Source organism: Fictibacillus phosphorivorans, assembly GCF_001619875.1.
Classification (GTDB): domain Bacteria; phylum Bacillota; class Bacilli; order Bacillales; family Fictibacillaceae; genus Fictibacillus; species Fictibacillus phosphorivorans_B.
In genome coordinates, this window is sequence record NZ_LRFC01000038.1 from 794,525 (window position 1) to 809,834 (window position 15,310).

At 40.6% G+C, this 15,310-nt stretch carries 20 protein-coding genes; 19 read left to right on the plus strand and 1 reads right to left on the minus strand.

Going from position 1 to position 15,310, the window contains the following annotated elements:
- Positions 1 to 6 precede the first annotated feature (6 nt).
- On the minus strand, positions 7 to 207 hold the full coding sequence (locus AWM68_RS19680; RefSeq protein ID WP_066245600.1) for a hypothetical protein: 201 nt from the start codon (positions 205 to 207) through the stop codon (positions 7 to 9).
- Between the two features lie 178 nt (positions 208 to 385).
- Here AWM68_RS19680 and AWM68_RS19685 point away from each other — a divergent pair, with 178 nt between their 5' ends.
- The 19 genes from AWM68_RS19685 to AWM68_RS19775 all read left to right on the plus strand — a co-directional run bounded on the left by AWM68_RS19685 (position 386) and on the right by AWM68_RS19775 (position 15,111).
- A complete protein-coding gene (locus tag AWM68_RS19685) occupies positions 386 to 688 on the plus strand; it encodes a DUF4870 domain-containing protein (protein ID WP_066245604.1) in 303 nt (100 codons plus the stop codon).
- 89 nt (positions 689 to 777) lie between these two features.
- Positions 778 to 1,857, plus strand: a complete 1,080-nt coding sequence (locus AWM68_RS19690) for a DUF4097 family beta strand repeat-containing protein (protein WP_066245605.1) — start codon at positions 778 to 780, stop codon at positions 1,855 to 1,857.
- Between the two features lie 14 nt (positions 1,858 to 1,871).
- A complete protein-coding gene (locus AWM68_RS19695) occupies positions 1,872 to 2,060 on the plus strand; it encodes a PspC domain-containing protein (RefSeq protein WP_066245608.1) in 189 nt (62 codons plus the stop codon).
- A complete protein-coding gene (locus AWM68_RS19700) occupies positions 2,061 to 2,432 on the plus strand; it encodes a phage holin family protein (RefSeq protein WP_066245610.1) in 372 nt (123 codons plus the stop codon). It begins immediately after the preceding gene.
- A gap of 335 nt (positions 2,433 to 2,767) precedes the next feature.
- Positions 2,768 to 5,170 (plus strand): immune inhibitor A domain-containing protein, encoded by a 2,403-nt coding sequence (locus AWM68_RS19710; RefSeq protein ID WP_066245614.1) that lies wholly within the window; start codon positions 2,768 to 2,770, stop codon positions 5,168 to 5,170.
- A gap of 354 nt (positions 5,171 to 5,524) precedes the next feature.
- Entirely contained in the window at positions 5,525 to 6,028 is a 504-nt protein-coding gene (locus AWM68_RS19715; protein ID WP_066245615.1) for a hypothetical protein, read from the plus strand.
- 65 nt (positions 6,029 to 6,093) lie between these two features.
- Positions 6,094 to 6,597, plus strand: coding sequence for a GNAT family N-acetyltransferase (locus AWM68_RS19720; protein WP_066245616.1), 504 nt, complete (start codon positions 6,094 to 6,096; stop codon positions 6,595 to 6,597).
- Positions 6,598 to 6,671: 74 nt separating this feature from the next.
- Positions 6,672 to 7,607, plus strand: a complete 936-nt coding sequence (gene hprK, locus AWM68_RS19725; protein WP_066245618.1) for an HPr(Ser) kinase/phosphatase — start codon at positions 6,672 to 6,674, stop codon at positions 7,605 to 7,607.
- A 22-nt stretch (positions 7,608 to 7,629) separates the two neighbouring features.
- Complete coding sequence (gene lgt, locus AWM68_RS19730) at positions 7,630 to 8,445, plus strand: prolipoprotein diacylglyceryl transferase (protein WP_066245620.1); 816 nt, start codon at positions 7,630 to 7,632, stop codon at positions 8,443 to 8,445.
- A 15-nt stretch (positions 8,446 to 8,460) separates the two neighbouring features.
- Positions 8,461 to 9,429, plus strand: coding sequence for a nucleoside recognition domain-containing protein (locus AWM68_RS19735; protein WP_066245624.1), 969 nt, complete (start codon positions 8,461 to 8,463; stop codon positions 9,427 to 9,429).
- On the plus strand, positions 9,404 to 10,045 hold the full coding sequence (gene ppaX / locus AWM68_RS19740) for a pyrophosphatase PpaX (protein WP_066245626.1): 642 nt from the start codon (positions 9,404 to 9,406) through the stop codon (positions 10,043 to 10,045). The genes AWM68_RS19735 and ppaX overlap by 26 nt, the downstream gene beginning before the upstream one ends.
- On the plus strand, positions 10,046 to 10,561 hold the full coding sequence (locus tag AWM68_RS19745; RefSeq protein ID WP_066245628.1) for an acyltransferase: 516 nt from the start codon (positions 10,046 to 10,048) through the stop codon (positions 10,559 to 10,561).
- A gap of 89 nt (positions 10,562 to 10,650) precedes the next feature.
- A complete protein-coding gene (locus tag AWM68_RS19750; protein ID WP_066245630.1) occupies positions 10,651 to 11,241 on the plus strand; it encodes a hypothetical protein in 591 nt (196 codons plus the stop codon).
- A 401-nt stretch (positions 11,242 to 11,642) separates the two neighbouring features.
- Positions 11,643 to 13,112 carry a sodium/proline symporter PutP gene (gene putP, locus AWM68_RS19755; RefSeq protein WP_066245631.1) on the plus strand — a complete coding sequence of 490 codons (1,470 nt, stop codon included), beginning with the start codon at positions 11,643 to 11,645 and terminating at the stop codon, positions 13,110 to 13,112.
- 126 nt (positions 13,113 to 13,238) lie between these two features.
- Positions 13,239 to 13,370 (plus strand): hypothetical protein, encoded by a 132-nt coding sequence (locus AWM68_RS22055; RefSeq protein ID WP_269446801.1) that lies wholly within the window; start codon positions 13,239 to 13,241, stop codon positions 13,368 to 13,370.
- 32 nt (positions 13,371 to 13,402) lie between these two features.
- Positions 13,403 to 13,690, plus strand: a complete 288-nt coding sequence (locus AWM68_RS21930) for a GNAT family N-acetyltransferase (protein WP_331710062.1) — start codon at positions 13,403 to 13,405, stop codon at positions 13,688 to 13,690.
- A gap of 22 nt (positions 13,691 to 13,712) precedes the next feature.
- Entirely contained in the window at positions 13,713 to 14,021 is a 309-nt protein-coding gene (locus AWM68_RS19765; protein ID WP_066245634.1) for a hypothetical protein, read from the plus strand.
- Between the two features lie 68 nt (positions 14,022 to 14,089).
- A complete protein-coding gene (locus tag AWM68_RS19770; protein WP_066245636.1) occupies positions 14,090 to 14,572 on the plus strand; it encodes an SRPBCC family protein in 483 nt (160 codons plus the stop codon).
- On the plus strand, positions 14,569 to 15,111 hold the full coding sequence (locus tag AWM68_RS19775) for a histidine phosphatase family protein (protein ID WP_066245638.1): 543 nt from the start codon (positions 14,569 to 14,571) through the stop codon (positions 15,109 to 15,111). Before AWM68_RS19770 ends, AWM68_RS19775 begins: the two co-directional genes overlap by 4 nt.
- Positions 15,112 to 15,310 lie beyond the last annotated feature (199 nt).

The window sequence follows — 15,310 nt, forward strand, 5'->3', positions numbered from 1 at the left end:
GTGTCTTTATTTCCATATCTTAGTAAGAAGTTTGTAGATTACATAATTGATTGAAATTACGATGAACGAGCCAACCAAGCCAGCAAGGATTCGATCCGTTTTTTTTAACTCCATAGCATCTTCTGTTATCACGCCGAATAAAATGCTAGTGACCATGAGCGTGGACAATACTATAAAGAGAATTTTTATTGTTTTAATCTGTTTCAATTTTTTGCTCCCTTTGAATGTTTGTTTATGTCATTATGATACGGATTTTTAGAAGTTATGTCGAATGGCTATAGAGATAAAGGAAGTTTGTTTTATGAGGTCGAAGTAAAAAAGGCACGTGCCTTTTGCTTGCACACCGTTCGTACATCGTTTTAATTAAAGCAGGAGGTCTTGTTTCATGAATGAAGGCTCGAAAAAAGCAATTTCAGCACTTTGTTATTTCAGTTTATTTTTTGCTCCTTTTCTATTTCCGATTGCTGTTTATTTTATAGCAGATGACTCTGAAGTGATGGAGCATGCCAAAAAATCATTTCTATCACATCTGCTGCCCATTATTGCAGTTCCGCTTGGCATTATTATTATTTTTGAAACACAATATCATCTGATCGCGATCATTATTAGTGCACTCATTTTCGGTACTCTGACATTAATTGTGATGATCTGGAATATTGTTAAAGGAATAAAGGTAATTCTTTCATAATGAAATTTAGTACAAGTAATACCGGAAAGTCTCAGTCATCCTAGAATCAGCCGACGCCGGTGACGGAATCCAAAAGGAGGCGTCAATGTATGGAAGAACGGAAAATGATTTTAACCATGCTGAACGAAGGAAAAATCTCTGCTGAAGAAGCCGAGAAACTTTTGTATGCCCTTAATGATAAGAAAAAGATGCAGCTTAGTACGATCGGTTCACTCAATCTCAAAAAGAAAGCCGTTAGTGGAGCAACTGCTGTAAAAATGCCGACGTCAGGCTATAAAGTAGCAAAATTTTTTGACAGAGTTGTAAAACGGATTAAGACGGTTGACTTTGATTTGAACTTCGGGCCGTCAGAACCTGTACACTATGTGTTTCAGGACAGTCACGTAATGTTTCAATCCATGGACATTGAAGTGTACAATGGCTCAGTTACCATCGTGCCTTGGGATCGGAAAGATGTGCAAGTAGAATGTGATGCACATGTGTATAAAGTGCCAGAGGGATCTTCAGCTAAAACGAAATTCAGAAATGAAACCTTCTATGATTGTGACGCGACTAAGATGCGTTTTTATTCTAGAAACAAACATCAAAAAGTAAACGCAGTCATCTCGATCCCGAGAGAATCATATGATGACATTAAAGTTACAACATTTAATGGACCTGTTAAAATAAGTGATTCACATGCCAAAACGATTACCATTAAGACGACGGTAGGAGCTATTGCAATCAATCATTGTACGGGTGAGAATGTCAAAGCCACTGCGGCTAACGGGTCGCTGACTTTAAATGATTGTCAGTTTAAAGATGTTGAAGCGGAAACCATGAATGGACCTGTCCGACTCACTGTTGATGCATCACAAGTGCGCTCAGAAACGATAAACGGATCGATTTATTGTAAGTTTACCTCTGCTGCGGAGGGCTATGCATCATTTAAGACGGTGACGGGAAAAATAGAAACAGAATTTCCAGAAACGTTAGAGCTTGATGCTGTTTTAAAAACCATAGTAGGCGGGTTTGTCTGTGACTTTGAATCAGTAGAAGTTCGAGAAGAGAAGAAAGAGGTAACACGCAAGTTTCTTTCTTTTATTGCGAATAAAGGCACAAGCTGGCCACCATTTAAGTTGGAAGCAGAAGCAAAAACAGGCTCTGTCGTAGTGTTAAAAGCGAAATAGAGGTGACGCACATCATGAAAAAACTTAAAAGATCAAACGATGCAAAAATATCAGGAGTCTGCGGCGGTATCGCGGAATACATGGAACTAGATCCGACGGTTGTTCGGCTAGGTACAGTGGCACTTGCTTTATTCACGGCTGTTATACCGGTAGGGTTAGCCTATTTTATCGCAATGGCCGTTATGCCTGAGGATACCGTGTAAATGAAGAGCTGGCTGGCATCTCTTATTATTAATACAATTGCGTTAATGGTGGTAGCTGGTTACTTTGATGGTTTTCATATAGAAAATATCACTGCTGCACTTTCAGCAAGTGTATTGTTATCACTGTTCAACGTTTTTCTAAAACCCATCTTAGTTTTGTTAACGTTGCCTGTAACTATCTTTTCACTGGGGTTATTTTTGATCGTCATCAATGCGGCATTGTTATCGTTAACAGCAGAATTAATGGGTGATTCGTTTAATATCGATGGCTTCGGTATGGCTTTAATCGCTGCCATCATCATATCTTTGCTCAATATGTTCCTAACGAATTTCGTGTTAGAACCTTTGAAGAAAAGGCGTAAAAGAAAATAAAGAGTAAAAACATCTCTGGAAACAGAGGTGTTTTTTTGTGTGAAAAATTAGAAGAAATAGACTACTCTTGTCGAGCGGAATTAGAGCACACAAAACAGCTCATAGAAATATCGTTAAAAGGCTTAAGTATTATCACAAAAGAAGTATATATGAAACTGGATGAACAAGCGTTTGGTGCAGAAAGAATTGTTTTTAAAATAAAAATAAGTATAATTACCTAGCATTATTTCACTTTGTGTAGTAAATTAGTCTAATTTCAAATATTAGACGATATGGTACATTTTAGTAGCGTTAAAAATCTGAATATTCATATTAGTCAATCAGGAGGGGACGTAATGGGGAAGGGCAAAAAAGTTTGGGGTAAAACGCTTCTTGCAACAAGTCTATCACTTGGACTAGCTTCATCTTCTTTGTTTGCGGGTTCAGTGGATGCTAAAGTACAAACGGCTTTGGATGAAGTGGTGAAGGGGAAGCACAGTCATTCGCATTCTAGTTTGGATCTTGCTATCGTAAACGAGGAAAGATTACTAGAGTCACTTATCAAACAAGGGGTTATTTCGAAAGATTCTTCTGCAAAACAAAAGGATGCAGCTCTTCACGAGTATCTTGAATTGAAAGGAAAAGAAAGCGGAGTAAAGGAAAATGATCCTCTAGCTGCGAAAGTTAAAGCATCAGATGCTGAAAAACAGCGTGAATTTAAAGGTTTTAATAATGGCCTTTTAAATGGTAACGGGAAAAAGAACGGACAATATAAAAAACAGCCAGATCCTGTAAGTGAAACAGAGTATACAGGTGCAGTTAGAAAAGATAAAGTTTTAGTTCTTGCAGTAGAATATTCTGATTTTGCTCATAACAATATTAAATCTACTGAAACAGATAACTATTATCCTGATTATCCACTATCACACTATGAAGATATGATTTTTGGAGATAACGGAGTAAAAGGACCAAATGGTGAAAATTTCGTATCAATGAAGCAATTCTATGAACAGCAATCTGGTGGCACGTATTCAGTTCAAGGTAAAGCTTATGGTTGGTTAAAGATGCCAGGGACTGCTAAATATTATGGTGCTGACAAGTCAACCGGAGGTCATGACAACGTAACTCCAGGGGGTTCTAAGAAACTAGTTGCAGATGCTTACAAAGCAGCTCTTGCTGCTAATGTACCAGTAGAAGACTATGACTTAGAAGATCCGCATGATTTAGATGGAGATAACAATGTTCTTGAGCCAGATGGCTTAGTAGATCACCTGATGATCATTCATTCTGGCGTTGGTCAAGAAGCGGGTGGTGGTTCTCTAGGAAATGATGCGATTTGGTCTCATCGTTCAGCAACACTTGTTGATCCCGATGGTCTAGGTAAAGGTAAACCAGGCTTCTATGACTACACTATGATGCCAGAAGACGGAGCGACTGGAGTGTTCGCTCATGAATATGGCCATGATCTGGGATATCCAGATGAGTATGACACGATCTATTCAGGTACCGGTGAAGCTGTAGGGTACTGGTCAATCATGGCGAGTGGATCATGGGCTGGTAAAATTGGCGGAACAGAACCAACAGGTTTCTCACCTCTAGCGAAATCATATTTCCAATCAACTTTGGGAGGAAATTGGACAACTCCAACTGCTGTAAAATGGGAAGATGTTTCCTCTAAAGGAGCGCAATTTTTACTAGATCAGGCTAACTCAGCTAATGGTGCAAATCATCAAGCTATTCAAGTAAACCTGCCACAAAAGAAGACGTTCGTTAATGAACCTGCTGCTGGATCTTATCAGTATTGGGGCGGGCAACAGGATGAAATTGATACAAACATGGTGACAAATGTTGATTTGACAGGTAAAAGTACTGCTAAGTTAAACTTTGACTCTTGGTACAAAATTGAGCAAGATTGGGATTATGCGTTTGTACAAGTATCAACAGATAATGGTGTTAATTGGAAATCGTTAGGGAATACGAATACTAATTCTAATCCAGTGTCAGGTGCTTATCCTACAATTGCACCAAACCTTCCTGGTTTCACGGGTGATTCAAATGGATGGACTAATCAAGAGTTTGATCTTACTCAATATGCAGGGAAAAAAATCCAATTAAAGTTCCGTTATATTACTGATTGGGGTACAAGTGAACAAGGATTTTTTGTAGATAACATAAAAGTAACAGCTGATGGCGCTTCAATTTTTGAAGATGGAGCAGAAACAAATAACAAAACATTTGATTTAGCAGGTGGTTTTACCAAGTCTGATGGACACAAATATAGTGACCATTATTATTTACTAGAGTGGAGAAATCATTCTGGTGTAGACATGGGTCTTAAAAACATTAAACGAGGCAACTCTTTAATGAGCTACGATGGTGGATTAGTAGTTTGGTATGTTGATCCAACATATACGGACAACTGGACAGGAATTCACCCGGGTGAAGGCTTCGTAGGTGTAGTTGATGCACACGTAAATACAGATTTAAATTGGAGCACTGGTGTTAAAGCAAGTTCACGCTACCACATTGCAGATGCTGCATTTGGTTTAAATCCGACTTCAGGATTAGATTTAATCTATCCTACCCAAACACTATCGCTTCCAAGTCAGCCAGCAGTTTCTTTATTTGACGACAGCAAGTCATTTGAGAATCCATTCATGCCTGATGCTGGACGAAAACTAGGAGAATACGGTTTGAAAATCCGTGTTAACGGACAAGCAAAAGACAAATCTGTAGGTGCTGTAGTAATCTACAAATAATCAAAAATACCTCTCGTGAAATGCGAGAGGTATTTTTATACCCATTTTAGTAAATATGTGGTAAAATGAATTTAATCTGTTTGAAAGAAAGGAACTTCAGTGACCTGTATGCCAACATCTAATCTGTAATGGAAAACAATTGGATCGCTTCTCAGCCGTTAAAAAACACATGTTTTTGACCACGGGAGAAGTCTGTCTATATCCCATTACAGAGGAAATACAGCGAACTGCAGTCCGTTGCGTTTTTTAACGATGCGTTCCAAAGCCTCCTTGTTATAGGGGGGCTTTTTTCGTTCTGCAAGATTTTCAAATAGAAGTTGTATTCCCTCGCTACTAATACGAGGTGAATTTCGAATGGAAACGAAACAATACTCTTTAAAACTACTAAAAAAACAAGAAGCCGATACGGTAAAAAAACAATGCAAAATGTGTGGAAAGGTCACAATTTTTACAGATACGACAATACGAAGACATAACGCGAACGGTAAAAACATTTATCAGTTTGCGATATATAAGTGTCCGAAGAATCATTCGTGGAACAAAAAGCTTGATAGTTATAAATCGTTTACCAATCATGTGGATCCAGCGACACTTGTTCCTTCTGAGTTTCAAGCAATTGAGGAAGGTGAAAAGATATCACTTTCTGTAGCAGATCATCAATCCTATGAAATCAATATTGCAGGAGCTGATGGAAACTTCCGTTTGGACCGTACGCTCGCTGATTATATAGAAGGATGGAGCCGTACTGAGATCGCTCAAAGAATTAAATGCGGCTCTATTCTTTTAAACAATTGTCTAACGAAACCAAGTCAGAAGCTAGCTGTTCATGATAAAATTTCAATAACGATAAAAAAATAAACAACAAATTCAAGGCCGTTTGTATTTTTCAAACGGTCTTTGTTATGTAAAGGTGGCAAATGAAAATGGAAACAGAACGTCTTCAATTCAGGTGCTATACAAACGGTGATTTTCCGTTCTTTGCGTCTTTATGGGCTGATCCAGACGTCGTTCAATTTATCGGCAAAGGTGTAACCCGGACAAAAGAAGAATCAAAAAAAAGCTTTGAAGAATGGCTGCTGCCAGGTTATCGGGAAGGAAGAGGTTTGTATCTTATTCTACATATAGAAACGGAGCAGCCTATCGGTCATGCTGGAGTGGTTCAACAAACAGTCGATGGAAAGAAAGAATACGAAATTGGCTACTGGCTCGCTAAGGAATATTGGGGAAACGGCTATGCAACAGAGGCCGCAGCATTTTTCAAAAATTACGCAATCAACGAACTAGAAATCATAAGACTCATCTGCCTCATTCAGCGAAATAACAAAAAATCCATCTCAGTCGCTTCTAAACTAGGTATGACCCTTCATAAAGAAACGACTTTTAACACAATACCAGTAGATGTATACGGTTGGTCCCAACAGAAATAACCGATTGTAGTCTTTGGTTAAACCAAGGGTGAAGTGATACAATAGAATCATTGGAAAATGTCGAGGAGGACCCTATGGCGAAGGTACATATTCATGAATTAATTAAAAAATTTCAACTAGAGCTCGTTAGTGGAGAAGAAGGCATTCACCGCACGATTCGAACGAGCGACATCTCACGACCTGGTCTTGAGATGGCTGGGTATTTTACTTTTTATCCCGGAGAGCGTCTTCAGCTGCTCGGAAAAACAGAGCTATCGTTCATTTCGGAACTTGATCCTGAAACACGTATGGAGCGTTTAACGGCACTATGTACAGATGAGACACCTGGAATTATTGTTTCACGCGATATTGAAGTTCCTAAAGAACTGCTTAAAGCCTCTCACAAAAGCGGTGTGCCGATTATGCGTTCACCGGTAACGACAACGCGTCTTTCTAGCCGTATTACCAACTATTTAGAGAGCCGTCTTGCGCCAACGACTGCCAAGCATGGCGTACTTGTTGATATCTATGGAATCGGTGTGCTGATTACAGGTAACTCAGGAGTAGGGAAAAGTGAAACGGCGCTTGAACTCGTAAAGCGCGGCCACAGACTCGTCGCAGATGATTCTGTTGAGATCAGGCAGGAAGATGAAGATACGCTGATCGGCAGCGCGCCTGAACTCATTCAACATCTGCTTGAGATTCGCGGTCTTGGCATCATTAACGTGATGACACTGTTCGGTGCAGGAGCGATCCGCAACTACAAAAAGATTGCGATTGTTATGAATCTTGAAGCTTGGGATTCTAAAAAAGTGTATGACCGACTAGGATTGGAAGAAGAGACAACAAAGATCATTGATACAGAGATTCCAATTTTAACGATCCCTGTCCGTCCTGGACGTAACTTAGCCGTCATTATTGAAGTAGCAGCGATGAACTTCCGTTTAAAAAGAATGGGCATGAACGCTGCACAGCAATTTTCAGATCGTCTGACAGATGTTATTGAAGCTGGAGATGACGACGATCTATAGAAACTAAAAGGAAGTGGAGAATGTGGAAGAAACGATTCAGCCTTTAAATCGTGTTGCGCTCGAGCTAGGGCCCATCACGATTTATTGGTACGGACTTATAATTGGTTTTGGCGCAATGCTTGGCCTTTGGCTCGCTGTAAGAGAATCAGAACGCCGGGGACTTGCCAAAGACACTTTTGTTGATGTTGTCATGGTTGCCGTACCGGTTGCCATTTTGTGTGCGCGACTTTATTATGTGGCGTTTGAATGGGACTTTTATAAAGATAACCCAAGTAAGATTCTTGCTGTTTGGGAAGGCGGAATCGCGATCCACGGTGCACTTATCGGATCATTTTTAACAGCACTCATCTTCTCAAAAAAAAGAGGCATTTCTTTTTGGAAACTCGTTGATATTGCAGCACCTAGCATTTTGCTCGGTCAAGCAATCGGGCGCTGGGGCAACTTTATGAATCAGGAGGCCCATGGAGGAGAGGTAACGAGAAGCTTTTTAGAGTCACTGATGCTTCCGGACTTTATCATCAACCAGATGTATATTGATGGTGCATATTATCACCCGACTTTTCTCTATGAGTCCCTTTGGAGCTTTCTCGGCGTTATCGTCTTGCTTTATTTACGAAGAGTCAATCTTCATCGAGGAGAGCTTTTCTTAACGTATATCATCTGGTATTCAATCGGTCGTTTCTTTGTAGAAGGGCTGCGAACGGACAGTTTAATCGTATGGGGGACTTCTCTTCGCATCGCGCAAGTCGTAAGTTTAGTATGGATTGCTGCGGCAGTCATCATTTGGATCTACAGAAGAAAAGCAGGCTTAGCCCAAAAGCGCTATTTAGAAAGTTAAGGAGGCGAATGAAAAGTGGAAACGTTAAAAAAAGGCACACTTGCAGGCTTGAAAACCACTTGGACGCTCGGGAAAATCATCTTTCCCGTAACATTAATCATTACGTTACTCAGTCATACTCCTGTATTGGATTGGATCATTGCATTCTTGTCACCCGCAATGAAATGGATCGGCCTTCCGGGTGAAGCGGCGATTCCGCTTGTACTCGGGAACTTTCTTAACCTTTATGCCGGAATAGGCGGTATTTTAACACTTGATTCATTAACGGTTCAGGATGTATTTATTCTGGCTGTTATGCTTTCGTTCTCTCATAACCTTTTTATAGAATCAGGTGTTGCAGCGAGCGTTGGCATTAAACTATGGGTGATTTTGCTTGTTCGCATCGGGTTAGCGCTGTTCTCAGCTTTTATGATCAACCTTTTATGGGATGGCGGAACGGAAAAAGCGCAATACGGCTTTATGCCTAAGCCGGAAGCTGCACCAAGCGGCTGGGGAGAAATCACGCTCACCGCGCTTGAAAAAGCATCTCTTGGCATTCTGCAGCTGGCACTGATTGTGATTCCTCTTATGATCATCATGCAATTTATGAAAGACAAAGGCTGGCTGAACAAGTTTTCGAACTGGATGGCACCTGCTATGAAACTTTTAGGAATGAAAGAAAACACGTCCATGACAATGGCTGCTGGCCTAACGATCGGTCTTGCGTATGGAGCTGGTGTAATGATGCAGGCAGCGAAGGAAGACGGCGTATCAAAGAAAGATTTGTATCTAGCTTTTATTTTTCTTGTAAGCTGTCATGCTGTTGTAGAAGATACGCTTGTTTTTATTCCGCTAGGTATTCCGGTGCTTCCGCTCTTGATCATTAGAGTCGTCACCGCAATCGTATTAACTATTGTCGTAGCCTATTTCTGGAACAAAATGGAGCGGAAAAATCGTTTAACAAGAGAGGAATTTCAACATGAAACGCGACACCATACTATTTGATTTAGACGGAACATTGATTAATACAAATGAACTGATCATCGCTTCTTTTCTATATACACTGGATAAACATTTTCCAGAGCAGTACAACCGTGAGCATATCCTTCCGTTAATGGGGATGCCGCTTGTAGAAACGATGGAGCTCTTCGACAAGGAAAAAGTGCAAGACTTGGTCCAAACATACCGTGAACATAATATCTCTCATCATGATGAGCTTGTAACAGAGTTTGAAGGAGTTTTTAAAACGGTCGAAGAATTGTATAAAAAGGGTTATAAACTGGGCATTGTAACGACTAAAATGAGAAATACCGTCGAGATGGGTTTGAGACTTGTTGGACTCGACAAATTTTTTCAAACGGTTGTTACGCTTGATGATGTTGAAAAAGCGAAGCCAGATCCAGAGCCGATCCAAAAAGCGCTTGCACTGCTGGATTCAACGCCAGAACGCGCCATCATGGTAGGCGATAGCAAATATGACATCTTAGCTGGTCAGAATGCAGGAACACAAACAGCGGGTGTGGCATGGACCATTCGCGGCAACGACTATTTGCAGCAGTTTAATCCAGATTTCATGCTGAATGAAATGACGGATTTGCTGGATGTTTTAGGAGAGAGATAATTGCGTAATACAGAGCGTTATCCGGTTAATGGAAGAAACTCGTTGTACCAGGTGTATGATACGGTACCTTTCTGGAAAGTTGTGAAAAATTTCATTGCGATTCAGGTCGCTCGTTATACGCCATTCTTACCCGTTAAGAATTGGCTGTACCGTACGTTTTTGAAGATGAAAGTCGGTGAAGGAACGGCTTTTGCCTTGATGGTCATGCCAGATATCATGTTTCCTGAACGAATTACGGTAGGAAAGAACTGCGTGATCGGCTATAACACAACGATTTTAGCTCATGAATATCTAATAAAAGAATACCGCCTTGGTGATGTGATTGTGGGTGATGAAGTGATGATCGGTGCGAATTCCACGATTCTGCCTGGAGTCACGATCGGTGATGGTGCGATCGTATCGGCCGGAACACTCGTCCACAAAAATGTCCCAGAAGGTTCTTTCGTTGGCGGCAATCCGATGCAGGTTATTTATACAAAAGAAGAGCGTTCAAAGAGGGAAATGGAAAACAGCTAGAAATTTGTCGGAAGTTCCCCTCTTGGGTTTTCTTGTATTTAGTCGTATACTAAAAACAGGCAAAAAAGCGAAAGCTGGAGGCGCATACTATGAGAAGGAAATCATTCTCGATCGTTTTTCTGAAAAATACTTTTAAAATTGGACACCTTGTAGAAGACAGCTGTCAAACTCAGCATGCACCGAAAGCATCACATCCACAAAATAAGGCCGAACAATTGGCTGCCCGCGATACCTATCGTTTCCGGACGGCTGTGTCAAAAATGAAAGGCCACGGTCTTGTTAAGCATTATGAACTTCAAAGCCAACGGGCTAAGCTAGTTTTTTACGGCGACTATTCTACCTACAAACGGAACGTACCTCATATTGCGTTTACACGCGAACATTTTCAACACTACTTTGGAACAGAAGACTTAATCTGTGAATTTCTCCTTGATACTTCTATTTATTTATTTAAAGAACTCCATTTTTTAAACGAGATCCAATTGGATATTCCAAGTCACGGCAAAATGTATACAGTCGAACTGACGCGTCAAGAGCTGGATGATTACATGAAGTGTGATCTGGCAGAAATGAAAGATGGCCATCACCATCGGTTTTTCTACATTTACCGGGACGAAGAATTGGATCAGTTTACGAATCAATTTGTTAAGGTCAAGCGTTTAAGACGCAAAAAACTATAACTTAAGTAAAACTGGCGCCCAAACGTCTTGTGATGGGTTCCAGTTTTTTTGTTGTGTGAGGACGGGTGAAATAGCGAGTAAGTGGCTAGTAGCGGCTAGCGAAATTTGTCGAGGCTTGTAGACTCGTGGATAAACAGTCAAAACTTGTGGATTGAGCACCCAAATTTATGGATTCAGCCTTAAAACTTTTGGATTCAGCACTAAAACTTGTGGATTCATGGCTCCCTATGAGCGAAACCACCTTGTATTGGCAACCGCTAAGCAACAAAATAAGTAGCTTTTCCAAAAAAAATCTATTTCTTTTGTCGAAAAATGTCTTTATAATAAAAATGTTCCTTTTTTAAATTTTAAAAATATTGAAAGCGTTTTTACATCAAGATAAGACAGGAGGAAAACTGAATATGGATTTTGGAGTTATCTTTTCAATTAGTCTTTATATGATCGGCATGGTGCTGATCGGATTGTACGCGTATCGCAAGACCGATAACCTCACGGACTATATGCTAGGCGGCAGAAACCTTGGGCCGGCTGTTACGGCACTTAGTGCAGGTGCATCAGACATGAGCGGATGGCTGTTGATGGGTCTTCCGGGTGCGATGTACGTTTCAGGGTTGAGTGCAGGGTGGATTGTGATCGGTTTGTGTGCAGGTGCTTATTTAAACTGGTTATTTGTCGCACCTCGTCTCAGAACGTATACAGAAGTGTCAAACAACTCTATAACGATTCCGGATTATTTTGAGAATCGTTTTAAGGACACATCTCGCATTTTAAGAATTACATCTGCTTTAGTCATCGTGATCTTTTTTACCTTTTATTCATCGTCTGGTATGGTAGCCGGCGGTCAGCTTTTTGAAACAGCGTTTGGTCTGAACTACATGTGGGGAATTCTACTTACTGCTGGAGTAGTTATTATTTATACGTTATTTGGCGGTTTTTTAGCGGTAAGCTATACGGACTTTGTCCAAGGAACCATCATGTTTGTAGCGCTCATTTTAGTTCCGCTCGTTGCTATTTTAAAAGTTGGAGGATGGGATGCTTCGTTTAACGAAATCGAGAGCATCAGCCCAACTCTGCTTGATGCCTTCACAGGGACAAGCTTGATCGGCATTATCTCACTGCTAGCTTGGGGATTAGGTTATTTCGGCCAGCCGCATATTATTGTTCGTTTTATGGCGATCACGTCTGTAAAAGAAATGAAGAGCGCAAGACGAATCGGAATGGGATGGATGATTTTCTCCATTGTTGGAGCGATGTTTACAGGTCTTGTGGGGATTGCTTATTTTAATCAAGCTGGTGCTCCGTTAGGTGAGGCGAAAGCGGAAACCGTATTCATTATATTATCAGAAGTATTGTTCCACCCGATTATTACAGGATTCTTGTTAGCTGCGATCTTAGCTGCTGTTATGAGCACGATTTCTTCTCAGCTGCTCGTAACATCAAGTGCTTTAACAGAAGATTTTTATAAAGCATTCGTAAAACGCTCTGCTTCTGATAAGGAGCTTGTGCTAGTAGGGCGCTTAGCTGTTCTGGCGGTTGCCGTGATCGCTTTTGTCATGGCACTGAACCCAAGTGAAACGATTCTGAATCTAGTAGGCTATGCATGGGCTGGATTTGGTGCAGCGTTCGGACCGGTCGTATTGTTTAGCCTATATTGGAAACGAATGACGAAGTGGGCAGCATTTGCTGGTATCGTAGTCGGAGCTGCAACAGTTATCGTTTGGGAGCTGATCCCAGCGTTTGCAGATGTATATGAAATCATCCCAGGTTTCATCGCATGTGCCCTAACCATTGTGGTTGTGAGCTTGATGACGAAGGCACCTAGCGCTATCATTCAAGAAGAGTTTGAGGAAACGAAGCGTTTAGTAAGTTAATAGAGTGAAGGACACTGACCAGTATATGCTTATATTGGTCAGTTTTTTTTGTTAGGGTAAAAGGTATAAGGGGCTTGCCACTATATCAAATTAGATAATAAATAATAAATGGGGGAGGGGTTTGTTTTGAAAATTAAATACTCACTTATTGAGTCATTGCCAAAGGATGAGATCTTAGAAGGTATACTTGCTCTTCATCACAACATATTTGGTGATTCGAGCGACCTTCTTTCCAAAATGAATCTAAACCTCATTTAACCATTGTTGTTGCTCGGCATGATGACGTCTTAATTGGCTATAAAATCGGATATGAGCTGAATCAAAGCAAGTATTACAGCTGGCTAGGAGGCGTGGACTCTACTTATAGAGGACACGGAGTTGCTGCAAAGCTAATGAATCTGCAGCATATGTATCTAAAAGAAAAAGGCTATTCTGTTGTGCAAACCAAAACGATGAACAAGTGGCGCGGTATGTTACTTTTAAATATTAAAAGTGGTTTTGATGTGATTGAAACATACACGAATGAAGAAGGGTTGCTTAAAATCATTTTGGAAAAAAGTAGCATCTCCCGCATATGATTGTATAAGCGGGGTGAATGACATGGGTATAAAAGACAAAGTGAAGCAGTGGTTTTTAGGGCCGCTTTATACACAGGAGTCATTAATACCAGTTCATAATCGGGAACAGTTTACCCACAGTTTGAACCTTGGGTGTCCGGTTATCTTTACGATGAGGGATGGCTATGGCTTAATTCTCTTTGATAAAAAAGAGCAGCTCGGGATTGTCTATGTAAAAGATGTTTTCGGGATAAACGAGGATTATAGAAGATATTTTACATTGCCGGATCTGATCTCTTTTTTTAAGGATCATGTCAGTGGAGGAATTTCTTTTTATGCGTGGAATAGTTAGTTAATGTGAGCAGCACCCCAATGAGAGGGGTGTTGTTTTTTAAACCGTAAAGAAAGAGAGATTTAGGAATGCCTATTATCGAACATCATGAATTCATAAAAGCTTCACCAGAACGGTGCTTCGACCTTGCTCGAAACGTTGAAGTACACACAAAAACAACTTCTCATACAAAAGAAAGAGCAGTAGGAGGAGTAACGACAGGTCTAATGGAAAAAGGTGATTCTGTTACATGGGAGGCAGTGCATCTTGGCGTGAGACAAAGACTTACTGCAAAAATCGTCGAGATGGATCGCCCCCGTATGTTTGTAGACGTGATGGTAAAAGGAGCGTTTCACTCATTCGTTCACACGCACACCTTTGAACAGAAAGAGGGCGGAACGGTAATGGTGGACCACTTTCACTATACATCACCGTTAGGCATGATCGGCAGATTAGCAGATTGGCTGTTTTTAGAAAAATACATGACGAATTTTTTAGTGAGACGAGCAAAAGCATTAAAAGAGATAGCGGAAAGACCATACATAGAGGAAGGAAGCAGTGATAGAGAATGAAGATTGGACTGGTACGTCATTTTAAAGTGACACGAGGCTACCCGACTGAAAAGTGGATTACACCGTCCGAATTTGATCAGTGGATGAGAGAGTATGAAGCGTCAGATGTGGAAGAAACTGAGGTGGACTTAGGCGGAATTACTTGGCATCAATGCTATTCCAGCACGGTTAGACGAGCAGAAATTACCGCAGAAAAAATATATAATGGCGAGCTTATCAAAACAGATGAGCTTCGTGAAATTCCTGTGTATCCCTTTTTTAAACGAGATATCAAAATCCCGATGATTCTTTACCCTTTATGTATTCGCACAGCTTGGTTTTTTAACCATAAATCACAGCTCGAGCGCAGAACCGATGTGGAGAAGCGCGTTTCCAAAGTTGTTGATCGAATCTTAGAAGGAAACGGCGAAAATACATTGGTAGTCAGTCATGGTGCACTCATGATGTTTATGAGAAAAGAACTAATCCGAAGAGGCTTTAAAGGACCCAAATTAGGCAGACCGCAGAATGCGAAACTGTATTTGTTTGAGAAGATTTAGAGCCGGCTTGCCTTACCAGTTGTGTCGAAAAGCGTTTAAATATTTTTATCCATGAAATTATTGCCCTTATCCGTGAATTTATTTGGAATTACCGTGAATAAAGAATGGATTACCGTGGAATTTTTCGAATTTTACTTGCATACACAAACGGAAAGCTGGCTAATACACCTATCAAACAGGTGAGTGAGCCAGCATTTTG